22 protein-coding genes are annotated in these 22,082 nt (G+C 62.8%); 5 read left to right on the top strand and 17 right to left on the bottom strand.

Annotation, left to right across the window (positions count from 1 at the left end; translation table 11 throughout):
* From A9O65_RS00870 to A9O65_RS00890, 5 genes are all read right to left on the bottom strand, one after another.
* Nucleotides 1–1,572, bottom strand: coding sequence for a Re/Si-specific NAD(P)(+) transhydrogenase subunit alpha (locus A9O65_RS00870; protein WP_064699248.1), 1,572 nt, complete (start codon nt 1,570–1,572; stop codon nt 1–3).
* A gap of 207 nt (nt 1,573–1,779) precedes the next feature.
* On the bottom strand, nt 1,780–3,669 hold the full coding sequence (htpG, locus tag A9O65_RS00875; RefSeq protein WP_064701100.1) for a molecular chaperone HtpG: 1,890 nt from the start codon (nt 3,667–3,669) through the stop codon (nt 1,780–1,782).
* Between the two features lie 94 nt (nt 3,670–3,763).
* Complete coding sequence (locus A9O65_RS00880; protein ID WP_064701101.1) at nt 3,764–4,234, bottom strand: PaaI family thioesterase; 471 nt, start codon at nt 4,232–4,234, stop codon at nt 3,764–3,766.
* Nucleotides 4,227–4,721 carry a PaaI family thioesterase gene (locus A9O65_RS00885; protein ID WP_064699245.1) on the bottom strand — a complete coding sequence of 165 codons (495 nt, stop codon included), beginning with the start codon at nt 4,719–4,721 and terminating at the stop codon, nt 4,227–4,229. Before A9O65_RS00885 ends, A9O65_RS00880 begins: the two co-directional genes overlap by 8 nt.
* Nucleotides 4,722–4,788: 67 nt before the next feature.
* Complete coding sequence (locus A9O65_RS00890) at nt 4,789–5,118, bottom strand: YkvA family protein (RefSeq protein ID WP_064699244.1); 330 nt, start codon at nt 5,116–5,118, stop codon at nt 4,789–4,791.
* A gap of 147 nt (nt 5,119–5,265) precedes the next feature.
* Between A9O65_RS00890 and A9O65_RS00895 the strand changes: the two genes are divergently transcribed.
* Complete coding sequence (locus A9O65_RS00895; protein ID WP_064701180.1) at nt 5,266–7,212, top strand: transglycosylase SLT domain-containing protein; 1,947 nt, start codon at nt 5,266–5,268, stop codon at nt 7,210–7,212.
* A gap of 103 nt (nt 7,213–7,315) precedes the next feature.
* Here the strand turns inward: A9O65_RS00895 and A9O65_RS00900 are convergent, their stop codons facing one another.
* Together A9O65_RS00900 and A9O65_RS00905 are read right to left on the bottom strand one after the other, a co-directional pair.
* On the bottom strand, nt 7,316–7,960 hold the full coding sequence (locus tag A9O65_RS00900) for a LysE family translocator (RefSeq protein WP_064699243.1): 645 nt from the start codon (nt 7,958–7,960) through the stop codon (nt 7,316–7,318).
* A 9-nt stretch (nt 7,961–7,969) separates the two neighbouring features.
* On the bottom strand, nt 7,970–8,395 hold the full coding sequence (locus A9O65_RS00905) for a TM2 domain-containing protein (protein ID WP_064699242.1): 426 nt from the start codon (nt 8,393–8,395) through the stop codon (nt 7,970–7,972).
* A gap of 303 nt (nt 8,396–8,698) precedes the next feature.
* Here A9O65_RS00905 and A9O65_RS00910 point away from each other — a divergent pair, with 303 nt between their 5' ends.
* Entirely contained in the window at nt 8,699–8,905 is a 207-nt protein-coding gene (locus tag A9O65_RS00910) for a cold-shock protein (protein WP_013333187.1), read from the top strand.
* 88 nt (nt 8,906–8,993) lie between these two features.
* On the opposite strand, the gene A9O65_RS00915 is transcribed toward A9O65_RS00910, so the two are convergent.
* Genes A9O65_RS00915 through yegS form a run of 3 tightly spaced genes read right to left on the bottom strand, consistent with a single transcriptional unit; the run spans nt 8,994 to nt 11,204 of the window.
* Nucleotides 8,994–9,743, bottom strand: a complete 750-nt coding sequence (locus A9O65_RS00915) for a hypothetical protein (RefSeq protein WP_064701102.1) — start codon at nt 9,741–9,743, stop codon at nt 8,994–8,996.
* Between the two features lie 56 nt (nt 9,744–9,799).
* Nucleotides 9,800–10,231, bottom strand: coding sequence for a VOC family protein (locus tag A9O65_RS00920; RefSeq protein WP_064699240.1), 432 nt, complete (start codon nt 10,229–10,231; stop codon nt 9,800–9,802).
* A 10-nt stretch (nt 10,232–10,241) separates the two neighbouring features.
* Nucleotides 10,242–11,204: a lipid kinase YegS gene (gene yegS / locus A9O65_RS00925; RefSeq protein WP_082920085.1), complete on the bottom strand. Its 963-nt coding sequence runs from the start codon at nt 11,202–11,204 to the stop codon at nt 10,242–10,244.
* Between the two features lie 142 nt (nt 11,205–11,346).
* Here yegS and A9O65_RS00930 point away from each other — a divergent pair, with 142 nt between their 5' ends.
* Both A9O65_RS00930 and A9O65_RS00935 read left to right on the top strand, forming a co-directional pair.
* The gene (locus A9O65_RS00930) at nt 11,347–12,945 is read left to right on the top strand and encodes a cation:proton antiporter domain-containing protein (RefSeq protein WP_170862771.1); all 1,599 of its coding nucleotides are present in this window, start codon (nt 11,347–11,349) and stop codon (nt 12,943–12,945) included.
* 83 nt (nt 12,946–13,028) lie between these two features.
* Entirely contained in the window at nt 13,029–13,316 is a 288-nt protein-coding gene (locus A9O65_RS00935) for a hypothetical protein (RefSeq protein WP_082919974.1), read from the top strand.
* A gap of 87 nt (nt 13,317–13,403) precedes the next feature.
* On the opposite strand, the gene pepN is transcribed toward A9O65_RS00935, so the two are convergent.
* The 3 genes from pepN to A9O65_RS00950 all read right to left on the bottom strand — a co-directional run bounded on the left by pepN (nt 13,404) and on the right by A9O65_RS00950 (nt 17,085).
* Nucleotides 13,404–16,034 carry an aminopeptidase N gene (gene pepN, locus A9O65_RS00940; RefSeq protein WP_064701103.1) on the bottom strand — a complete coding sequence of 877 codons (2,631 nt, stop codon included), beginning with the start codon at nt 16,032–16,034 and terminating at the stop codon, nt 13,404–13,406.
* An 82-nt stretch (nt 16,035–16,116) separates the two neighbouring features.
* Nucleotides 16,117–16,500: a YbaN family protein gene (locus A9O65_RS00945; protein ID WP_064699237.1), complete on the bottom strand. Its 384-nt coding sequence runs from the start codon at nt 16,498–16,500 to the stop codon at nt 16,117–16,119.
* A 117-nt stretch (nt 16,501–16,617) separates the two neighbouring features.
* Nucleotides 16,618–17,085 carry a GNAT family N-acetyltransferase gene (locus A9O65_RS00950; RefSeq protein ID WP_064699236.1) on the bottom strand — a complete coding sequence of 156 codons (468 nt, stop codon included), beginning with the start codon at nt 17,083–17,085 and terminating at the stop codon, nt 16,618–16,620.
* A 196-nt stretch (nt 17,086–17,281) separates the two neighbouring features.
* Here A9O65_RS00950 and cobO point away from each other — a divergent pair, with 196 nt between their 5' ends.
* Nucleotides 17,282–17,881, top strand: a complete 600-nt coding sequence (cobO, locus tag A9O65_RS00955) for a cob(I)yrinic acid a,c-diamide adenosyltransferase (protein ID WP_064701104.1) — start codon at nt 17,282–17,284, stop codon at nt 17,879–17,881.
* Nucleotides 17,882–17,887: 6 nt separating this feature from the next.
* Here the strand turns inward: cobO and A9O65_RS00960 are convergent, their stop codons facing one another.
* The 4 genes from A9O65_RS00960 to purU form a co-directional block, all read right to left on the bottom strand.
* Entirely contained in the window at nt 17,888–18,610 is a 723-nt protein-coding gene (locus tag A9O65_RS00960; protein WP_064699234.1) for a 3'-5' exonuclease, read from the bottom strand.
* A complete protein-coding gene (locus A9O65_RS00965; RefSeq protein ID WP_064699233.1) occupies nt 18,611–20,518 on the bottom strand; it encodes a DUF294 nucleotidyltransferase-like domain-containing protein in 1,908 nt (635 codons plus the stop codon).
* 146 nt (nt 20,519–20,664) lie between these two features.
* Nucleotides 20,665–21,054 (bottom strand): DUF4168 domain-containing protein, encoded by a 390-nt coding sequence (locus A9O65_RS00970; protein WP_064699232.1) that lies wholly within the window; start codon nt 21,052–21,054, stop codon nt 20,665–20,667.
* A gap of 130 nt (nt 21,055–21,184) precedes the next feature.
* The gene (gene purU / locus A9O65_RS00975) at nt 21,185–22,051 is read right to left on the bottom strand and encodes a formyltetrahydrofolate deformylase (protein ID WP_064699231.1); all 867 of its coding nucleotides are present in this window, start codon (nt 22,049–22,051) and stop codon (nt 21,185–21,187) included.
* Between the last annotated feature and the right edge of the window lie 31 nt (nt 22,052–22,082).

A 22,082-nucleotide genomic window follows, 5' to 3' on the forward strand; every position in this document is an offset into this window, starting at 1 on the left:
TCAGGACTTCTGGAACATGGCCAGCATCCGGCGTGTCACCAGGAAGCCACCCACGATATTGATGGTCGCGATCAGTACCGAGATCGCCGCCAGCAGCCCCACCAGGAAGCTCCCCGAGCCGATCTGCAATATCGCACCTAGCACGATGATGCCCGAGATCGCGTTGGTCACCGCCATCAGCGGCGTATGCAAGGAGTGACTCACCCCCCAGATGACCTGGAAGCCGACGAAGCAGGCCAGCACGAAGACGATGAAGTGCTGCATGAAGGACGCCGGCGCCACCTGGCCGAGCAGCAGCATCAAGGCGCCGCCAACGGCGAGCATGCCCACCTGGCGCTTGGTCTGGCCGACGAAGGCGGCATGCTCGGCAGCCTTTTTCTCCTCCGGTGTCGGCTCCTTCTCCTTGGGCTTCGGCTTGGCCGCGCCGATGGCCTGTACCTTGGGCGGCGGCGGCGGGAAAGTGATCTCGCCTTCGTAGGCAACCGTAGCCCCGCGGATGACATCGTCCTCCATATCGTGATGGAGCTGGCCATCCTTCTCCGGCGTGAGGTCGGCAAGCATGTGGCGAACGTTGGTGGCATAGAGCAGCGAAGCCTGCGTCGCCATCCGCGAGGGGAAGTCGGTATAGCCGACAATGACCACGCCATTGTCCGTCACGATGCGCTGATCGGGCTCGGTAAGATCGCAGTTGCCGCCCCGCTCGGCAGCCAGGTCGACGATCACGGAGCCCGGCTTCATGGCCTTGACCATGTCGTCCAGCCAAAGCTTGGGCGCCGGCTTGCCCGGAATCAGAGCCGTGGTGATGACGATATCCACATCCGGTGCCTGCTCACGGAACAGCGCCAACTGCTTCTCGCGAAACTCGGGACTGGAAGGCTTGGCATAGCCACCGCTTTCCGAGCCGTCTTCAGCATCGTCGAAATCGAGGAACAGGAACTCGGCCCCCATCGACTCGATCTGCTCGGCCACTTCGGGCCGCACGTCGAAGGCACGTACCACCGCCCCCAGGCTGGTCGCGGTACCGATGGCCGCGAGCCCCGCCACGCCTGCACCGATCACCAGCACCTTGGCCGGCGGTACCTTGCCGGCCGCGGTCACCTGACCGGTGAAGAAGCGTCCGAACTGGTTACCCGCCTCGATCACCGCTCGATAACCGGCAATATTGGCGGTGGAAGACAGAGCGTCCATCTTCTGGGCACGGGAAATCCGCGGCACCATGTCCATGGCGATGACATTGGCGCCGGTCGCCCGGCAACGCTCCAGCAGTTCCTCGTTCTGGGCCGGCCAGAAGAAGGAAATCAGCGTCTTGCCCTGCCGCAGGCGCCCGGCTTCCTCATCGGAAGGCTCGCGCACCTTGATGACGACATCAGCCGCGTCCCATAACGCCTCGGCTCCTTCAATCACCTCGACGCCGGCCTCGCGATAGGCCGTATCGTCGAACCCGGCCGCCGTTCCGGCACCGGCTTCTACCAAACATTCGTGTCCAAGCTTCTGGAGATGCTGGGCGCTCTCCGGGGTCAGCGCGACACGCGCTTCCCCTTCAGCGCACTCCTTGGGTGCACCAATCTTCACGTTGGATCTCCCCTTGCAGGTTTATCGTTATCCACGACTCGAACCGGCTATCTTTACCTGAGACGGGAACCTTTCTCAAGGCGCATGCCGCCGATGCCATCGTCGACGACGCTTCCGAATGATCGCTCTAACCGCCGTCCAGACACGACACGACCCCGCCGAGGCGGGGTCGTGCATGGCTGAAAATTTTCTAGCTTGACGTGGACGTCAAGCACTCAGCAAGGCATTGAGTCGCTTGACGTAAGCTGCCGGATCGTCGAGATGGCCACCCTCGGCGATGATCGCCTGATCGAGCAGGATGTGCGCCAGGTCCCCGAAGGCCGCATCGTCGGCACCCTCCAGGCGCGTTACCAGGGCATGCTCGGGATTGAGCTCGAGGATCGGCTTCACCTCGGGCAACGGCTGACCGGCGGCTTCCATGATGCGCCGCATCTGGTAGCCCATCTCGTGTTCGGGCAGCACCACGCAGGCCGGGGAGTCGGTGAGGCGGTGGGTCACCTTGACCTCCTGCACTGCCTCGCCCAGCGCCTCCTTGACACGCTTGACCAGGTCTTCCTTGGCCTTTGCGGTCTCTTCCTGGGCCTTCTTCTCTTCCTCGTCCTCGACCTCGCCGAGATCGAGCTCGCCCTTGGCCACGTCGACGAAGGACTTGCCCTCGAACTCGGTGAGATGGCTCATCAGCCACTCATCGATGCGGTCGTGGAGCAACAGGACCTCGACGCCCTTCTTGCGGAAGATCTCCAGGTGCGGGCTGTTCTTGGCCGCATTGAAGCCGTCGGCGACGATGTAGTAGATCTTCTCCTGGCCTTCCTTCATGCGCCCGATGTAATCGGCCAGGGACTGATCCTGGGTAGCGCTGTCGGTATGGGTGGTGGAGAAGCGCAGCAGGCCGGCGATCTTCTCGCGATTGGCGTGATCCTCCGCCGGACCTTCCTTGAGCACGCTGCCGAAGGTATTCCAGAACGTCTGATAGGCCTCGTCGTCCTTGGCCAGCTTCTTGAGCATGTCCAGGGAACGTTTGGTCAGCGCCGACTTGATCTTGTCGACCTGGGGATCCTGCTGCAGCAGCTCGCGGGAGACGTTGAGCGACAGATCACGCGTATCCAGCACACCCTTGATGAAGCGCAGGTAGAGCGGCAGGAACTGCTCGGCGTCGTCCATGATGAAGACGCGCTGCACGTAGAGCTTCACGCCCCGGGCGCCATCGCGCTCGTAAAGGTCGAAGGGCGCGCGACCCGGCACATACAGCAGGCTGGTGTACTCGAGCTTGCCCTCGACCTTGTTGTGGCTCCAGGTCAGCGGATCGGAAAAGTCATGGGCCACATGCTTGTAGAAGGCCTTGTACTCGTCGTCATCGATCTCCGACTTGGGCCGAACCCAGAGTGCAGTGGCCTCGTTGACGGTCTCCCAGGTCGTGGTCTCGCTGCCCTCTTCGTCGTGGGCCTTCTCGACCTTGGGCATGCGCACCGGCACGTCGATGTGATCGGAGTACTTGCGTACCAGGCTCTTGAGCCGGAAGTCATCGGCGAATTCGCGAGCATCCTCCTTGAGGTGCAGTACGATCTCGGTGCCATGGCGCTCGAGCTCGATATCCGCCACGCTGAACTCGCCCTCGCCCTGGGAGCGCCACTCGACACCATCGCTGGCATCGGTGCCTGCCTTGCGGGTGCGCACCGTGATGTCGTCGGCGACGATGAAGCCAGAATAGAAGCCGACACCGAACTGGCCGATCAGCTTGGCATCCTTCTGCTGCTCGCCGGACAGCTGCTTGAGGAATTCGGACGTGCCACTGCGCGCGATGGTCCCGAGGTTCTCGATCACCTCGTCGCGGTTCATGCCGATGCCGTTGTCGCGCAGCGTGATGGTCCCGGCATCCTGATCATGTTCGATCTCGATGCGCAGGTCGCTGTCGCCTTCGAAGATGGCATCGTTGTCCAGCGCCGCGTAGCGCAGCTTGTCGCAGGCATCGGCAGCGTTGGAGATCAGCTCGCGCAGGAAAATCTCCCTGTTGGAGTACAGGGAGTGAATCATCAGGTGCAACAGTTGCTTGACTTCGGTCTGGAAGCCAAGGGTTTCCTCATGGGTGGCAGTGGTCATCTATCTTGGACCCCTTTCTCGACATGACAGTGGTGGCGGTGGCAACGGCCACCAGCGGATAACTGTCGTCGATATGGGGCTCGCCACGCGTTTTTCAAGCGTCCTGTGCCGATACCTCGGCCAACGCGAAATGCAGACGCGCCGTGGCCACTGGAGACGCTTCGTCCGACTGCCAGGCCCAGACACGCACATTGGCCATGCGTCGCCCCTCGCGCAGTAACTCGCAACGAGCCAGCGTCGGTACCACCCTGGCCGTGCGCAGATAGTCGATGGAGACATCGACGACACGCGGCAAGCGCGGCTCTCGCGCTGCCAGCATCAGGTCCAGGGTCGCGGCGGTTTCCATGAAGGCCGAGACCACACCGCCATGCAGGGCCGGCAGCAACACATTGCCGATGTTGTCCTCGCGTGGGGCCAGACGAAACAGCAGGCCATCGCCCTCTTCCGCGCTCTCGACGGATACGCCGATCCGACGAGCGTAGGGCATCCGCTCCAGCCAGGCCGTCACATCGCCCTGCTGTCGGGTACGCGCCAGCCACTCAGCATCATGGAAGGCATCAGTCATGGTCGTTCTCCGCGGCGAACAGGGCCTGCTTGAACCCCGGCGGCGTATTGCGCGCGCCGAGACGCATGAAATTGGCGATACCTCGCGCTATCGGTCGCTCGGCGCATTGCCACAGCCGTCCCTCGGTGAACACCACCGAAGCCGTGACCGAGACCACCCGAGCCTCGACATGCAGATCCTGCCCTGTCACGCCGGGCCGGTAGTGGTCGACCCGCAGATCGAGAGTCGGGCACACCTCAGGCTCGGGCAGTGCCGGCAACACAGACGAGCCACAGGCCGTATCCAGCAGCATGGTGGCCACGCCGCCATGCAACAGGCCTCGCGTCGAATCACCGAGCAGATCATCGTCCCAAGGCAGACGCAGCAACACCCTTTCGGGCCCCGCCTCGAGCACCGTCAGGCCGAATCCTCGTGTATGAGGAATCACCGTGACGAAGCGTGTGATGGCGCGCCGCCAGGCCGCAGCGTCGGGAGTATCGGAAGACATGGTTGACTCATGACGAACAAACGTTTGATCAACAAGCTAGCGCATTCCGCGCCCATCCGCCAATACGTCAGACCTGCTCGATATCTTCCCCCTCCTTCCAGATCCGATACGGGTCGAGGGAGCGATCCACCTTCGTCAGCAGCCAGCCGACCACGACCACATCGTCGACCAGGCCAATCAGCATCAGAAAATCGGGAATCAAGTCCAGCGGAGACACCAGATAGACCAGCGCCAGCAGCATCCACGCCATCGCGCTCCAGGGGACGGGACGGTAGCGGCCACGTACCACGTCGACTAGCATCGGGACGAACAGCTGCAAGGCACGGCCCATCCGCCCCAGGGCGCGGGAGCGGTGCTTCAAGCGCTGGAACAACGACAATCCTTTGAATAGTGCCATCATGATCTCCTGAGGAAGCAGCACACGGCCAGACGATAGGATATCCTCAACGAGACACTCCGGTCTTGTCGACGACGTCGATATGATGCGGCCATCATGCGTTTCATTCACTTTCGGCTCACGCCGGCGAACCAGCGAGATATTCAGATGCTCCGGTCCCCGTCCTTCGCCTACTGGAAAGCCCTGCTGACTGCGGCCCTGCTGTGGTGGCCAATGGCCGCCCCGGCCGACGATCGTGCCATGCACGACGCCCTGCAGGCAGCACGGAGCCAGCAATGGCACGCCATCGACCAGGCCGCCATCGAGAACCACGTCCTGGCCGGCTACATCGACTACCACCGCCTCAAGGCACGTCTCCCCGCGGCCAGCCCCGATCGCGTACTGCACTTCATCGAGACGCACAGTGATTCGCCACTGGCCGGCTGGATGCGCGGCCAGGCTATCTCGGCCTACGGCGAGGCAGGACGCTACGGCGATCTCCTGGCAGTGGCCGACGGCGTTCCCGACGGTACCGAGCGCCAATGTCACTATTATGCCGCCTTGCTTGATACCGCACCCGCCACGGCGGCACAAGGCGGGCGCGAGCTATGGCACGAGGGACATTCCCAGCCGGAGGCCTGCAATCCACTGTTCAATACCCTGCGCGCCCGCGGCGAAATCGGCCCTCTGGAAATCTGGGAGCGCATGATGCTGGCCTGGCGCAACGGGGAAACGGGGCTCGCCAAATACCTTGGCCGCATGCTCGGTCCCGACTGGGGCGACGGCAAGGCCGCCATGGCGCGCCTGCAAGCCGACTACGCGGCCATTACCACGATACCGACCTGCATCGGCCCCGGCTGCCAAGGCAGCGGTGCACTGTTCTCCGCAGGCATGCACGGCTTCACGCGAGCCGATACCGAGGCAGCCCTGGAGGCCTGGCGCAGGATATCGCCACACCTGTCGATCGACGAGGCCCATCGACGCTCGATCGAGCACGACCTTGTCTTCTATTCGCTGGTTCGCGACATCCGTCAGAATCGCGCCTGGGTCGACGAGGCCCTGCCGCGTCTGGCCGACGCCGAACTGCTCGAATTGCGCACCCGGGTCGCCCTGGCGGATCGCGATTGGCGCGGCGTGATCGGCTGGATCGACAGCATGGCCGCCGAGCAACGCCACAAGGCACGCTGGCAATACTGGCTGGGCCGCGCCCATGCACAACTCGGTGACGACACCACGGCCCGAGCCGCTTATGCGCGTGCCGCCACCGAACGCGATTTCTATGGGTTTGCCGCCGCCGACCGCCTGGGCCAGCCCTATGCCCTCAACATGGCTCCCACCCAGGTCGATCCGGGGCTGCGTCAGCGCGTCGCCAACTGGCCGGCCGTGCGCCGTACCGAAGCCCTGCTGCGTATCGACGAGCCCGGCCTGGCCAGCAGCGAGTGGTACGCCGCCGCGGCCCGCGCCTCGACCGAGGAAGCGCGCGCCCTGGCCGATTACGCTCACCAGCGCGGCTGGCATGCACGCCTGGTACAAACCACCATCGCCGCCCAACTGTGGGATGCACTGCCATGGCGATTCCCCGAGGCCTATCGCGACCAGTTCATGCACTGGGGCGAGCGCACCGGCGTCGACCCTTATCTGCTGATGGGCATTGCGCGTCGCGAAAGCGCCTACAACCCCAACGCCCTGTCACCGGCCGGCGCCCGAGGCCTGATGCAGCTGATGCCGGGCACCGCGGCCAATGTCAGCCGCAAGCTGGGCCTGTCGGACCCAGGGCCCTATGGCGTGCTCGATCCTGCACTCAACATCCGCCTGGGCAGCACCTACATCGACGAGATGCTCGACCGCTACCACGGCAACCGCCTGGCCGCCACGGCCGCCTACAACGCCGGCCCGCATCGCGTCGACCGCTGGCTGCGTGACGCTCCCCAAGCCTTCGACCTCTTCGTCGAAAGCATCCCCTTCCGCGAGACACGCCATTACGTGCAGGCCGTGATGACATACCGCGTGATCTTCGAAAGCCTCGCCAAGGGCGGCGACACCCGCGGTGTGGCGCTGCTCACCCCCGCGGAGCGCCAGGGGCGTTATGATGGATCGCTGCAGGCGAGGAATTGAGTACAGAGAAGCACGCCCCCGGTTTCACCGGGGGCTGAAGCGCGGCTAATGCCGCTAGAAGGGGGCAGTACGGCGCTCCGCGCCTTTAAGAGGATAAGCCCTGTCAGCTGGGGCTTCGTGTCAACGCGAGCTTGATGCCGAAGCCGATCAAGACACCGCCGGTCAGGCCATTCAACCAGCGCGAGAAGGCCGGGCTGGCCAGCCAGCGGCTGGCGCTGCCCACCATCAAGACCACGCCGATCTGCCATAGATTGGCGACGATGAAGTGCACGCCGGCCAACCACAGCGACTTGGCCAGCGCCGGGTCTCCCGGCGAGATGAACTGCGGCAGGAAGGCCATGTAGAAGACCACGGTCTTGGGATTGAGGACATTGGAAAGCAGTCCCTCACGCAACGGCCGCCACATGGGCACCGAACGGGTTGCCTCCTCGACGCCGGACACGGGCAGTCCCTGGCCGCGCCGCGCCGCCATCAAACTGTTGATGCCCAGCCAGACCAGATAGGCCGCACCAGCCAGCTTGAGCGCGCCGAACGCCCAGGCCGACTGCAGCAGGATCAGTGAAATGCCCAGGGCCGAGACGGCAGCATGCACGAAGAGCCCGCTGCAGATCGCCAGGCTGGTCAGAACGCCGTCCCGAATCCCGCCGCGGGCGGTATTGCGGATGACCAGCAGAGTATCGACGCCCGGCGTGATGCTGAGCAGGGTAATCGCCACCAGAAAGGGCCAGAACTGTGAATCGAAGAACATCGCCGTTCCTCAGCCGCCAAAGATGCCTCGCTCGGTATGGCGCATGGATATCTGGTCGTTGAGGGTCCAGAAATCGTACAGCACGCCAAGACCGAGCAACCCCAGGGTACAGAGATAGAGGATACCGGTGAGCCACTTGCCCTGGTAGAAACGATGAATGCCCAGGGCCCCCAGAAAAGTCAGCAGCAACCAGGCCAGGGAGTAGTTGATCGGACCAGCCTGGAAGCGCAGGTCCGCCTGACGATCCATGGCGGGGATCAGGAACAGGTCGATCAACCAGCCGATGCCCAGCAGGCCGAACGTGAAGAACCAAATCGTGCCGGTGACCGGCTTGCCATAGTAGAAGCGGTGTGCCCCGAGAAAGCCGAACAACCAGAGCAGATAGCCGATCAGCTTGCTGTGCGTGTCTTTCGAGGAAATGTGCGTATGGTTCATGAGCCTGTCTCGCCATTGAGCTGTTGCACTGCACCGAGCCGCTGGACGCCCCGGAGCTTTCGATCTACAGTGACCAAGGGTGGGAAGCACCAGTCTCCCCGCGGCACTCTGTTGACGCAACCTTGGTGCTGGTGCACCATCCATTGCGTTGGTCAGCAAGTAGAAAAGTCGTCAGTTGTACGTCGATCCCTTCGATACACCCAGTGCGCACTTCTTTCTTGTCTTGCCCACGCACTTGGGTCACGGCGCGGTTGAGGGCCGTTCGACCCAGCATCATCATTTAGCTAGTTAAGGAAATCGACAATGGCAACTGGCACTGTCAAGTGGTTCAACGACACCAAGGGCTATGGCTTCATCTCTCCGGAAGACGGCGGCGATGACCTCTTTGTCCACTTCTCCGAGATTCAGGCTGAAGGCTTCAAGTCCCTGCAGGACGGCCAGAAGGTCTCCTTCGAAGTCACGCAGGGCAAGAAAGGCCTTCAGGCCTCCAACGTCCGGGTCACCGACTGAGGTCCACGACCTCCGCCCCGGCGTCGTCGTCATCCGACGCGACACCTTCTCGAAGGCCCACCAGCAGGTGGGCCTTTTTGATGGCCGGTCAAGGCGTGGTGTCATCGTCCGTGGAAGACGTTGCCCCGCCCGGCTCCTCGGTCGCATCGCTGATTTCGTCGGGCACCCGACGTTCGGCCTGCTCGAACTGCTGATCGATCTTCTGGCTGGCCTCCTCGAAGCGCCGCTCCGTCTCCTCCAGGATCGCCTGGACCTCCGGATCGGAACTGGCCTCTTCCAGGGTGGCAGCGTCTTCGGGCAATCCGGCGTCTGACTCGAGCGCGGTGTCGAGATCCACGGAGGTCTCGGATTCCGGCGCCGCTGTCGGCTCAGGTGTCTCCTGCTCGGCCTCCTTGAACTGCTCGTCGATCTTCTGGCTGGCTTCCTCGAAGCGCCGCTCGGTCTCTTCGATGATGGCGTCGACGTCGTCACTGCTGGTCTCGCCGGGCATCGCTTCCGACTCCTCCAGGACGCCGGCAGCATTGCCGTCCTGCGGGGACTCGAGAGCCGATGGTTCGTCGGCGAACTCGGCGCCATTCTCCGACGACGACTCGGCGCTCTCCGTAGACGCGGCTTCGCTCGCTGCCTGTTCCGGGTCGGCACTCTCGGCATCACGCGCAACCCGCTCGCTCTGCGTCGCCTCGTCGTCCGTGGTGGCCGCTTCAGTGTCTTGCTGCTGTGGCGCGTCGGCTTCCTGCGTCACGTTCTCTTCGCCCGCGGGCGTGCCATTGTCGTCACCACACCCGGCAAGCACCAACGCCAATGCCAGTGCAAGCGGCACACAGAATTTCATCGCCATCGTTGCCTCCCAAGAAACGAAGCGACATTGCACCAGAGCCCCTGCCCCATCGCAAGCTATGTCGCAAACAGTTGTCCCTGAATGTCTCGGAATGCCTTGAACTCGATGGCATTGCCACTGGGATCCCGGAAGAACATGGTGGCCTGCTCGCCGGGCTCTCCCTGAAAGCGTACGTAGGGTTCGATCTCGAAGCGGATACCCGCCGCGGTCAAGCGATCGACCAAGGCTTCCCAAGTTTCCATTTCCAGCACTACCCCGAAATGCGGCACGGGAACGCCATGACCATCCACGGGATTACGATGTCCCTCGAGCCCAGCATCCTCGCCCAGGGCAGGATTGAGATGGCAGACGAACTGGTGCCCATAGAGATTGAAATCGACCCAGGTATCGCTGGAGCGGCCTTCGTCGCAACCCAGCAACTCGCCATAGAAGCGTCGGGCCTCGGCCAGGTCGCGCACCTGAACGGCGAGATGAAAAGGCGTCAGCATGATGGATCCTCTATGAATTGGTGGCATCGACTCCTTCATGATGCCGCGTGGTCCTCGACTCCGTCACCCTTGGCGCATGACGCTCGAGCAAAGGACACTCTCTCGGTGCCGCGAGTTCCAGAGCCCCGGTATCGATCTCGACATGGAAGCCCCGGCGACGCAACGGCTCGCCATCCAGCGTCAGCGGAAGGTCACCTTCACTCTCGAACGTCACCCAGGAAGTACGAAAGGTTTCGACGAACTCGCCCCTGGCGGGACGGTCCAGCAGCTCACGGCGCATCGTCACCATTTCCCGTAACGAGGTAAAATCGCGTACCAGCAGAATATCCAGCAGGCCATCGTTGAGGCGAGCTTCCGGCGTCAGGCGCTGGCCACCGCCGGACTGGATGCCATTGCCCATGGCCAGCACGAACAGTGAGGCATCGCGCTGCCCCTCCGCCCAGCTCAGGCGTCCGGGATAGGGGCGGTACTGCCAGGCCTTGAGCGCACCGATCAACGAATAGGCACCACCGCCCAACAATCGCTTGAGACTCTTGGGTGTGGAAGACGTGACCTCAGCCCCGAACCCGCCGGTAGTCATATTCAGGAAGTAGCGATCATCCAGCCGCGCCACGTCAACGGAATGCGACGGCAGGTACAACGCTGCCTCCAGCGCCTCCGCGGGCATCAGGGGCAAGCCCAGTGAGGTCGCCAGGTCGTTGGCACTACCCAACGGCAGGATGCCCAGGGCCGGGCGACGTTCGCGCGGCAGGCGCATCAGGCCATTGACCACCTCGTTGACCGTGCCATCGCCACCGCCGGCGATCACTCGCGACCGCCCGGCACGTCCGGCCTGCTCGGCCAGCCTGGCGGCATCCCCATCCTCCCAGGTCACATGCACTTCCAGGTCGGCACCCGCCTCTCGGCTAGCGAAGACGGCATCTCGCACTTGCGGCAATTGCGCTGCCTGGCCATTGAGAATCAGCCTGGTCATGCCCACCCCACCTCCTTGATGGCACCTGGATACGTCACGCTCGCTTCACGACGTCCCGCTACGCTGAAATGATGAATGCCATTCACTTTACGACTTCCTTACACTATTTGCCTGCACGTCTTCCCGGTACCGCGGAGCCTTCATGATCGACCCGGCCATCATCATCGCCGCCTTCCTCGGTGGTCTCGTTGCCCTGAGCCTACGCCTTCCTCCCCTGGTGGGCTTTCTGGCCGGCGGTTTCGCACTCAACTTTCTGGGCATCGCACCACCGCCGCTGCTCGGTGTTCTGGCTGACGTGGGCGTGACCCTGCTGCTGTTCAGCATCGGACTCAAGCTGGACATCCGCACGCTACTGCGCCGGGATGTCTGGGGCGGCGCCAGCTTGCACATGCTTGTCTCGACACTGATGCTGGTGGCCATGTTCACGGCCCTCCAGGCACTGGGATTGCCGTTGCTGGCCGGGGTCGCCCCAACCACCCTGCTGCTGCTGGCCTTTGCCCTGTCCTTCTCCAGCACGGTATTCGTGGTGAAGGTACTGGAGAAACGTAGCGAGACCCAGACCGCCTATGGTCGCCTGGCCATCGGTGTGCTGATCATGCAGGACATCTTCGCGGTCGCCTTCCTGACCCTTTCCAGCGGCACCCTGCCCAGCCTCTGGGCATTGGGCCTGGTGCTGCTCATCCCTCTGGCACCCGCTATGCGCGCCCTGCTCGACCGGCTCGGCCACGGAGAGATGCAGATGCTGTTCGGCATCCTGCTGGCCTTGGTGCTGGGCTATGCGCTTTTCGAGGCGGTCGGCATCAAGGGCGATCTCGGCGCCCTGATCATCGGCCTGCTGCTGGCCCCTCATCCGGCGGCCCAGACGCTGGCACGTTCCATGTTCAGTCTCAAGGAACTCCTGCTGGTGGGATTCTTCCTGAGCCTGGGACTGACGGCCCTGCCGACCTGGGAACAGATGGGCATGGCGATGTTGCTGGTCCTGTTGCTGCCCCTGAAAGGCATCCTCTATCAGTTGGTCTTCATGCGCTTTCGCATGCGCCACCGCACGTCCCTGCTGGCATCACTGAGCCTGACCAACTACTCGGAGTTTGGCCTGATCGTCGGTGCCATCGCCGTGGGCGCCGATTGGCTGCCTGCCAAGTGGCTGGTGACCCTGTCCCTGGCAGTGGCCGTGAGTTTTGCCGTGTCCTCCCTGCTCAATGCGTTCAACGAGCGTCTCTACCGTCACATCGAAGCCCGCTTGCCGGCCATCGATACCGATACCCTTTCCCCCAGCGACCGCCCTATCGAAGTGGGGAATGCCGAGGCCGTGGTGCTGGGCATGGGTCGCATCGGACGCAGCGCCTACCGTCGCCTTCAGAAGGAATATGGTCTCCAGGTACTGGGTATCGACAGCAATCCCAGAAGCGTTGCCCAGCTGAGCGAACGCGGTTTCAACATATTGGAAGGAGATGCCGTGGACTCCGATTTCTGGGACAAGCTGCTGATGTCCCCCGAGGTACGCATGGTCGTGCTGGCCATGCCCCACCATGCCGGCAACCTGGCGGCACTGAAGCAGCTCCGTTCGCGCCAATTCCCGGGCCACATCACCGCCGTGGTGGAGTATCCCGAGGAGATCGAGCCGATCCGCGAACTCGGCGCCCACGCCGTTTTCCACGTCTATGACGAGGCCGGTCGGGCACTGGCCGACAGCGCCGCCGAAGAGGCAGGCATCGATTCGAAGATCGGCCAGCTAGGCTGATGGCGGACGTCTCGTGCCGCCTTGCCCCGCTCCCCCATGAACCGCGATACTGATGCCCGGTTCAGACCAGCGACGGAATCCTCATGGAAGACTTCTTTGCCCTCATCGGGAGCCTGATAGGCGAGGGCATTCGCCTGATCGTCGACCTCCTGACCGGCCTGTTCACGCATGCCGACGATGCCGTCGACGGCTTGTTGAACGGCCTGTCCGGCTCGCTCGGCATCTCGCCGTCACTGCTCAGCCTGGCCATCCTGGTGCTCGGCCTCTGGATGCTGTGGCGCGGCCTGCGCGCATTGATGCAACGTGCCATCATCGCCACCCTCTTCTGGTGGCTGTTGGGGCTGCTAGTGCTCGGCTGGCTGATCAACTAGATCACCGTCATTCAGCAAGCAGCGCAACACACGAAAAAAGCGCCGCCCGTCAGGGCGGCGCTTTCTGTTTGCAGCACTCACATCGGCTCACGCCAGTGCTTTTTCTACCACCTCATAGACATTCGGCGACAGGTCCTCGGCACGAATGCGCTCCAGTTCGGCCTTCATCAGCTCCTGGCGGGTTTCGTCATAACGCGCCCAACGCGTCAACGGCGTGATCATGCGCGCGGCGATCTCCGGGTTCAGACGATTGAGCTCGATGACCACATCGGCCAGCAGCTTGTAGCCCTCGCCGTCCAGGCGGTGGAAGTTGACGCGGTTCTGGGCGAAGGCACCGATCAGGGCACGCACCTTGTTGGGATTGGTCAGCGAGAAGGCCGGATGATCCATCAGGAACTTGACCCGCTCCAGGGCATCCGCCTGGGGACGCGAGACCTGGATGCTGAACCACTGGTCCATGACCAGCGGATCATGGGCCCACTTCCGGCCAAATGCCTTGAGCGCGGGATCGGCCAGATCATCGCGACTGCTGTGCGTCAGCAACGTCAGGGCATGGCGCACATCGGTCATGTTGTGCTCGGCCTCGAACTGTTGCTGAGCCAGTTCCACGCCCTCTTCGTCCTCGATGCTCATCAGATAGGACAAGGCCACGTTCTTCAGGCTGCGCGCGGCAATCTGGTCGGGCTCGGGGGCATAGGGCGAGTCGTCGCGATTGGCCTGGTAGACCGCCAGGAATTCGTCGCGCAGGGTCCGGGCCAGGGACTGCTTGACGAATTGTCGGGCCGCGTGGATGGCATCCACATCGACCAGCGGCTGCTGTTCGGCGATATAGGCCTCGGACGGCAGCGTCAGCATCTCCGCGAGCACGGCCTTGTCATCGGTATCGCCGGTCAACAGGGTGCGGAAGGCCTCGATGACACGTCCGTCCATGACCTTTTCCACCCCGTTGCGATGCGCGGCGATCAGGTCGTCGAGCGCCAGCAGCGACAGGCGCTGACCGGCATCCCAACGATTGAAGCCATCGCTGTCGTTGGCCAGCAGGAAGGCCAGGTCCTCGCGGGAATACGGGAAGTTCAGCTTGATCGGTGCCGAGAAACCACGGGCCAGCGACGGCACGGGCGCCTCGGCGAGATCGGTGAAAACGAACTCCTGCTCGTCTTCGCGCAGATGGATCACCGCATCGCGGCCCAGGGATTCACCGTCCAGCGTCAGCGCCAGGTCGCGGCCGGACTTGGTGCCCACCAGCCCCAGGCGTATCGGAATGTGCAAGGCCTGTTTGTCGGGCTGGTCCGGCGTCGCCGGGGTGCGCTGACGCAGGATCAACCGGTACTCGGCCCGGGCGTAATCATACTCGCCGTGCGCATCGATCTCCGGGGTGCCGGCCTGGGAGTACCACAGCATGAACTGATCCAGGTTGTGGCCGGAAGCCTCCGCCATGCAGGAAACGAAGTCCTCGATGGTCACCGCCTGACCATCGAAGCGCGAGAAGTAAAGATCCGAACCACGACGGAAGGCTTCCCAGCCCACCAGGTTGCGCAACATGCGCACGATCTCGGCGCCCTTCTCGTAGATCGTCAGGGTGTAGAAATTGCCGATCTCGATGTAGTGATCCGGACGCACCGGGTGCGCGGTGGGGCCGGCATCCTCGGCGAACTGGGCGGTGCGGAAGAAGGAAACGTCCTCGATACGCTTGACCGGCGCCGAGTTCACATCGGCGGAAAAGCTCTGGTCGCGGAAGACGGTGAAGCCTTCCTTGAGCGAGAGCTGAAACCAGTCACGGCAGGTCACTCGATTGCCGGACCAGTTGTGGAAATACTCGTGGGCGACGATGCCTTCGACCCGCTGGAAGGCGGCGTCGGTGGCAGTATCGGGATGGGTCAGCACCGCGGCCGAGTTGAAGATGTTGAGGCCCTTGTTCTCCATGGCGCCCATGTTGAAGTCGTTGACCGCCACGATCATGAACAGGTCGAGATCGTACTCACGACCGTAGGTCTCCTCGTCCCAGCGCATGGCGCGCTTCAGCGAGGCCATGGCATGGTCGGTCTTGCCGAGGTTTTCCTCCTCGACCCAGATCTGCAGGGTGACGTCACGGCCACTCATGGTCGTGAAGTGGTCCTCGACCTTCTTCAGATCGCCGGCGACCAGGGCGAACAGGTAGCAGGGTTTGGGATGCGGATCCTCCCAGGTGACGAAATGACGCCCATTCGGCAGCTCGCCCTTCTCCACCGGATTGCCGTTGGAAAGCAGCACCGGCAAGCTGGCGGCATCACCGATCACCGTGGTCGAGAAGGTGGCCATGACGTCCGGGCGGTCCGGATAGAAGGTGATGCGACGAAAGCCTTCCGCCTCGCACTGGGTGCAGAACATGCCGCCGGATCGATAGAGCCCTTCCAGGGCGGTGTTCCGCTCGGGGGCGATTTCCACCTCGGTATCCAGCAGGAAGCGTGACGGCACCCGTGCCACCCGCAGCCCTTGTTCGGTGAGCTGGTACTCGTCCTCCTCCAGCGGCTGACCATCGATGGCGATGGACTTGAGCGTCAGTTGCTCGCCATCGAGTTCCAGGGCCTCGCCGGCCTCGCGCTCGGGGTGACGCTCGACATGCAGCCGCGCCTTGACGCGGGTGGCGGCAGGATCGAGATCGAAGGTCAGCTCGGTATGGGTAACGCGGTAGGCGGGCGGACGATAGTCGCTCAGGTAAATTGCTTGAGGTTGGGACATCGAGGATGGCTCCTGTCGAAAATTGCCAACCATTGTACGGCTCGGCGAGCCCGAACCTCAAAGCGTGATGACCCTGTCCGGTTCAGGTTCCGGAACTGGTGACCGGCTCCGGCCGCGTCAGGATCCAGACACCGAGCAGTGCCAGCCCCAGGATCAGCAGCAGCTTGAGCCACATCAGGCTGACGGTGAAGGCCAGTATCACCATCGACACGATCAGCATGATACCTGCCAGCCACTTGGCATGGCGAGGAATCGCCCGCTCGGCTTCCCAGGCCGTGACCGTGGGCCCGAAACGTGGATGGCGACGAATCCAGGCGGCGAATCGCGGGGAACTGCGCGACGCGAACCAGACCGCCAGCAACATGAAACAGGTCGTCGGCATGATCGGCAGGAAGGCACCGATCACTCCGAGAACGAAACTGATACCGGCCAGGGTCATGAAGGCGACACGGCGTGCTTGTGACATGCGGCGCTCACTCCCTGTGGCGGTGAAGACTATGTTCCCATTGAAGCGCATCGCCAAGCGGACTGCCAATCGACATCCTCAATGACGCCAGGTCATAAACGGCTATGGGAAACCGCTTCACCCGCCCGGTGATGCGCTCAGTTCCTTCGTCATCCGCCAGGCGGCGCATCCATCCTCATAATAATCCGTCAGCCAAGCGTCGGGCAGGAAGCCTTCGCTGCGATACAGCCCGAGCGCCACAGGATTGTCGACGCGCACTTCCAGCACCAGCCGGTCACAGCCACGCGCCATCGCCGCCGAGGTCAGCCACTGCAACATGCCTCGCCCCACGCCATGCCGCCGAGCGCCGGGATGCACGCAGAACGAATAGAGCCTGGCCTGGGTGCTGTTACGCCGCAACAGCAGGGTCCCGTAACCCAGCAAGCGCCTGGCGTCCCCCTCCGCTACCAGCGTCAGGGCATGAGCACGATACAGCAGATGGTGAAATTGCCGTCGGCTGAAGCGATCACCACTCAGGGCGACTTGTTCAAGTTGGCACAATGAAGGCAGGTCATGGCCCGAGGCGAGGCGCAAGGTCGGTGTCATGATGTAGCGTCCGAGAATTCTGGCCCAGATTGTGGCGGGCCGTCATGGCGCTGTCAGCCATGCGGACGTGAAGGTTGTTCATGGAATTCGAAGGCTGCATGAAAGCATCGACGTTGTCTGCCGCGTCACGTAACCTGACTTCCTCTATCGTGCCTTTCCTTTCCCAACTCTTTCCTACCAGGCTCGGACACCGCGCATGACGGATCGTAACAACCGCCACCGCCAGGCCATGCAGAAGCTCAAGTCCCATGTCGACGAGCGCATCGCCAAGGCCAACGAACAACGGGGCCAATTACTGGTCTTCACCGGCAACGGCAAGGGCAAGACCACCGCCGCCTGGGGCACCGTGACCCGTGCGCTGGGCTACGGTTACCGTGTCGGCGTGGTGCAGTTCATCAAGGGCACCTGGGAATGCGGCGAACGCGAGCGACTCATTGAGGATGCCAATCTCGAAGTGGCGATCATGGGGACCGGCTTTACCTGGGAGACCCAGAACCGCGACGCCGATACCCGCGCCTGCCAGACGGTCTGGGCCGAAGCGCGACGCCTGCTCGCCGATCCGAACGTCTACCTCGTGGTGCTCGACGAAATCACCTACATGCTCAAGTTCGGCTACCTGGACATCGACGAGGTCACCACGGCCCTGGACAACCGTCCGGCCGAGCAGACGGTGATCGTCACCGGGCGCAACGCCCACCGCCGGCTTCTCGATGCCGCGGATACCGTCAGCGAGATGCGCGAGGTGCGCCACGCCTTCAACGCCGGGCTGCAGGCCCGACGCGGTATCGACTACTGAGGGCTCTCAGGTCCAGAGCTGGCCGATCGGCATCTCCGGCTGATAATGATGGGCGACCTGGGCCTGCAACAGTTCCGCCGTGGCCAGGGCATCGGTCAAGGCGTGGTGGCCTTGATAGAGCGGCAAGCCATAGCGGCCCCGACTGTCATAGAGACGAATCGAGGCAGGCGGCCGCCCCACCCAGCGCTTGAACCGCGCCAGCCAGGACTGACGATGGAAGCGCGCCTCGACCGCCATGGTGTCGATCACCGGGAATATCAGCCCCTCGCCCAGACGCGCCTTCACCGAATCATCGAGGAACAGTCGCTCGATGTGCCGGTAATGCACCACCACCAGCCGGCCGGCGAGCGTTTCCAGCAAGTCATCGAGAATCTCTCCGAACTCGGGCGCCCGTTCGATATCACTGTGCGTGATGTGGTGAAAGGTCACCGACTCGGCATGCAGGGTACGCTGGGGCCTGACGATCCAGTAGCGTCGCTCGCTCAAGGCGATGCGCCCCAGAGTGAACGGCACGACCCCGATGCTGACGATGGCATGACGACGTGCATCCAACCCGGTCGTTTCCATGTCCAGCGCCACCATTGGCGCCTCGCCGATCGGCGTGTCGGGTGATGCAGTGCCGGCGGCAAAGAAACGAGCAAGCCTTGGATCACGCGCCTTTTCGGCCCGATCGGCCAGGTAAGCGGGCCAATCGGGGACCTGCGGGCGGCGGGGAACGAGCATCGTCATCTAGCGAGACCTTGATGACGGCATCGGATAACGGAACTTGAGAAACTTCTGGGCATGGCTCAATGCCTGGAAGGCTTCCTTGAGGTTGTGGCGTTCCTGGCTCGATACATTCTCCGGCTCGATGTTGTTGTCCGGCGGTTGCTCATGCTCGAGGTCGATGACCTGATGACGAATGCGCGACATCGACATCAGTTCCAGGGAGTAACGCAAGCGGTCGCTGACGCCAGGCGCCAGCAGGGATGTCCGGTCGATATCATCGAGGCGATCGAAGCTGTTCTGGGAACGAGAGCCGCAGGCCAGGGCATGGACTCTGATCAGATCGACCAGTGGCGCGGTACCACGCCGCTTGAGGTTGATCGAGTTGTTGTGCTTGCCATCCTTCTCCATGACGAAGGTACGGAAGAATCCCAGCGGTGGCGTGCGGTTCAGGGCGTTGCGGGCCATGGCCGCCAGGAAGAGCGGGCTCTGGGCCGCCTTCTCGGCCACCAGATCCTGGAGCTGCTCGACCATGACATTATCGCCATGCACGCTATCCAGATCGAAGAAGATCGAGCTGTGCAGCAGGCGCTCGGGGTTCGGCTCCTCGATCCACTCACTGAAATAGCGTTTCCAGGTCGCCAGCGGTTGGCGCCACTGCTCATTGGTGGCCATGATGTCACCCTTGCAATAAGGATAACCACACGCGTCCAGACCATCGCTGACGATGCGCGCCATCTCCAGAAAGTACGCATCGTGCTGCTCGGGGTCGAAGTCATCCGACAGGACCAGGGCATTGTCCTGGTCGGTGACGATCGACTGCTCGTTGCGGGCCATGGAGCCCAGGGCCATGAAGCAGTACGGTACCGGCGGCGGCCCGAGCGTCTCCTCGGCCAGTTCCAGCAGACGGCGGGTGAAGCTGCGCCCGATGGTCGACAGAGCACTGCCGACCATGCGGGAATCTGCCCCCTCCTCGACCATCCTCACGAAGGCGGCACTGACATCCGGCGCCAGGCGCGCCAGACCTTCCGCATTGGGCTGGTGAAAGATGTTGCTGACCAGATAGAGGCTGCTCTGTGTCTCGTAGCGAATGATATCCGAGAGGTGCACGATGCCCACCGGCCGGCGCCGATGCATGACCGGCAGGTGATGGATATTGTTGCGCAGCATGCACAGCATGGCCTCGTGGACCGATTCGTCGGACTGCACGGCAATCATCTTGTTGACGACCACGTCGCCCACCGGAGTATCCGGTGAGCGCCCCTCGGCGACCACCCGGGTACGAAAATCGCTATCCGTCAGGATACCGCGCACCTGCCAGGCACGGTCCTCGCTGTCGCGGAAGGTGTAGCGGGGATTGTCGCCGGGCTCGTCCAGCACCAGCACGGCCGATGCCTGGAAGTCGCCAATCTGCCGGGCGGCCTCCTGTACGGTGGTGGAGGCCTCGACCATCACGGGATAACGGGTGAGCAGCTTGCGCACCCGCGTGATGATCATGTCGTTGTTCTTCCGCTGCTGTTCCACCGCACTTTCCAGGCGCGGCCGTTGCAGTTCGACGAAATCGGCGAATTCGTCGTCGTCCTCGCAAAGGCGCTGGAACATATCCTCGGGAATGAAGTAGATCAGGGTGTCTTCCATGGCCCTGGCCGGATAACGCACCCGATGATGACGCAGCAGACTCAGCTGGCCGAAGATATCGCCCTCGCCGAGCCGGTTGTGAAGTTCTCCCCCGCGCCGGAACACCTCCACCGCACCGCTGCGGATGTAACACAGCTCATGGAGTTCCTGGTCCAGGGCGAGAATCTCCTCGCCGGCCTTGAAGTACGACACTTCGACTCGGCTCGCCACCTCGTCGAGCAAGGCGTCGGACAGCGTCTCGAAGGGCGGAAAACGCCCCATGTGCTGGCGAATTTCCAGCAATTCCACATCCATGTCCAGACTCCGCAAGAGACAGGTTTGGTTAGTCTGAAAGGCCTGGCATGCGCTGTAAAGCACGGGTCTTCAACCCTACGAAAAAAGGCCACCCGAAGGTGGCCCATTCGCTGGTCCCCGCCGTTGCGGGAAGGATGTCACACGGTTCACTGACCCTGGGTCATTTCCTGAACCTGCTGCATCAGCTCGGGATCCTGCTGGACCGCCTGACCGATGGCGTTGAAGGTCTCCACCTCGAGGCCACTACCTTCGACTGCCTCGATCATCTTGCTGTTGGCCTCCTCGCGGATGGACTGCTGGGCTTCCTCACCCTCAGCACCCTGCAGCTGCTTGGTGTAATCCTGAGAGATCGCCGCGATGTCCTTGGAGGCATCGGCGAACTTCTGCAGCTGCTCATCGGAGAAGTTCTGGGTCTGAGTCTGGGCCTGGGTCTGCGCCTGATTGGTCGCGGTGGAGGAGTCCTGAGCCTGGGCAACGCCTGCCATCAACCCGGTGGTGAGTACGGCGGCAGACAGCAAGGTAGTGAGTCGTTGCATGAAGATCTCCAGTCATTCATTGGGTGCGTTTCGTGATTGCGCTTCCCTGTGACGCCACCCATCCAGGCGAGTTCAGACAAAACAGTAACAGTTTGTAACTACCCGCATGAATCAATCCAGACAAAGCCCCTCACCGCGTGAAGACCACCGTACGCTGGTCGTTGAGAAACACTCGGCGCTCGACGTGGTACGCCACCGCCCTCGCCAGGGTCAGACGTTCGATATCACGCCCCTTCTCGACCAGATCCTCCGGGTAGTCGACATGGCTGACCGTTTCCACGCCCTGGGTAATGATCGGCCCCTCGTCCAGGTCGTCATTGATGTAGTGAGCGGTAGCGCCGACCAGCTTGACGCCCTTGGCATAAGCCTGGTGGTAGGGCTTGGCGCCCTTGAAGCCGGGCAGCAGCGAGTGATGGATGTTGATCGCCCGCCCCGCGAGCCGCTCGCAGAGCTCGCTGGAGAGCACCTGCATGTAACGCGCCAGGATGACCAGCTCCGCGCCGGTCTCCTCGATCACCTGCCAGACCTCCGCTTCCTGCTCGGCCTTGGTCTCCGGCGTGACCGGCAAGTGATGGTACGGCAGGCCATGCCAGTCAGCGAGCGGCTTCAGGTCCGGATGGTTTGACACCACCGCGCGAATCTCGATGGGCAACTGCCCGGTGCGATAGCGATACAACAGATCGTTCAGACAATGATCCGCCTTGGAGACCATGATTACCACCGGCACACGGCTATCCGGCGCAGTCAGGTCGAACGCCATCTCGAACTCCGCCGCCCGATTCGCAAAACGGGCATGGAAGTCCTCGGGATCGAAATCGGCATCCAGAGGCCGAAACTCGGTGCGGATGAAGAAATGCTCAGCCAGGCTGTCATCAAAGGATTGCTGCTCGGTAATGTAGCAGCGACTTTCCTTGAGAAAACGGGTGACCACATCCACGGTGCCCAGTCGGCTGGGGCACTGGGCAGTCAAGATCCAGGTATCGGCGCTACGGCTCATGGTGAAATCTCCTGACGAAACAGGCCGGGGC

It is taken from the genome of Halomonas caseinilytica (assembly GCF_001662305.1).
Taxonomy (GTDB): domain Bacteria; phylum Pseudomonadota; class Gammaproteobacteria; order Pseudomonadales; family Halomonadaceae; genus Halomonas; species Halomonas caseinilytica.

Coding starts and splice junctions, on each gene's coding strand:
- htpG (WP_064701100.1), bottom strand. CDS start 3,669: ATGACCACTGCCACCCATGAGGAAACCCTTGGCTTCCAGACCGAAGTC.
- A9O65_RS00880 (WP_064701101.1), bottom strand. CDS start 4,234: ATGACTGATGCCTTCCATGATGCTGAGTGGCTGGCGCGTACCCGACAG.
- A9O65_RS00885 (WP_064699245.1), bottom strand. CDS start 4,721: ATGTCTTCCGATACTCCCGACGCTGCGGCCTGGCGGCGCGCCATCACA.
- A9O65_RS00890 (WP_064699244.1), bottom strand. CDS start 5,118: ATGGCACTATTCAAAGGATTGTCGTTGTTCCAGCGCTTGAAGCACCGC.
- A9O65_RS00895 (WP_064701180.1), top strand. CDS start 5,266: ATGCTCCGGTCCCCGTCCTTCGCCTACTGGAAAGCCCTGCTGACTGCG.
- A9O65_RS00900 (WP_064699243.1), bottom strand. CDS start 7,960: ATGTTCTTCGATTCACAGTTCTGGCCCTTTCTGGTGGCGATTACCCTG.
- A9O65_RS00905 (WP_064699242.1), bottom strand. CDS start 8,395: ATGAACCATACGCACATTTCCTCGAAAGACACGCACAGCAAGCTGATC.
- A9O65_RS00910 (WP_013333187.1), top strand. CDS start 8,699: ATGGCAACTGGCACTGTCAAGTGGTTCAACGACACCAAGGGCTATGGC.
- A9O65_RS00915 (WP_064701102.1), bottom strand. CDS start 9,743: ATGGCGATGAAATTCTGTGTGCCGCTTGCACTGGCATTGGCGTTGGTG.
- A9O65_RS00920 (WP_064699240.1), bottom strand. CDS start 10,231: ATGCTGACGCCTTTTCATCTCGCCGTTCAGGTGCGCGACCTGGCCGAG.
- yegS (WP_082920085.1), bottom strand. CDS start 11,204: ATGACCAGGCTGATTCTCAATGGCCAGGCAGCGCAATTGCCGCAAGTG.
- A9O65_RS00930 (WP_170862771.1), top strand. CDS start 11,347: ATGATCGACCCGGCCATCATCATCGCCGCCTTCCTCGGTGGTCTCGTT.
- A9O65_RS00935 (WP_082919974.1), top strand. CDS start 13,029: ATGGAAGACTTCTTTGCCCTCATCGGGAGCCTGATAGGCGAGGGCATT.
- pepN (WP_064701103.1), bottom strand. CDS start 16,034: ATGTCCCAACCTCAAGCAATTTACCTGAGCGACTATCGTCCGCCCGCC.
- A9O65_RS00945 (WP_064699237.1), bottom strand. CDS start 16,500: ATGTCACAAGCACGCCGTGTCGCCTTCATGACCCTGGCCGGTATCAGT.
- A9O65_RS00950 (WP_064699236.1), bottom strand. CDS start 17,085: ATGACACCGACCTTGCGCCTCGCCTCGGGCCATGACCTGCCTTCATTG.
- cobO (WP_064701104.1), top strand. CDS start 17,282: ATGACGGATCGTAACAACCGCCACCGCCAGGCCATGCAGAAGCTCAAG.
- A9O65_RS00960 (WP_064699234.1), bottom strand. CDS start 18,610: ATGACGATGCTCGTTCCCCGCCGCCCGCAGGTCCCCGATTGGCCCGCT.
- A9O65_RS00965 (WP_064699233.1), bottom strand. CDS start 20,518: ATGGATGTGGAATTGCTGGAAATTCGCCAGCACATGGGGCGTTTTCCG.
- A9O65_RS00970 (WP_064699232.1), bottom strand. CDS start 21,054: ATGCAACGACTCACTACCTTGCTGTCTGCCGCCGTACTCACCACCGGG.
- purU (WP_064699231.1), bottom strand. CDS start 22,051: ATGAGCCGTAGCGCCGATACCTGGATCTTGACTGCCCAGTGCCCCAGC.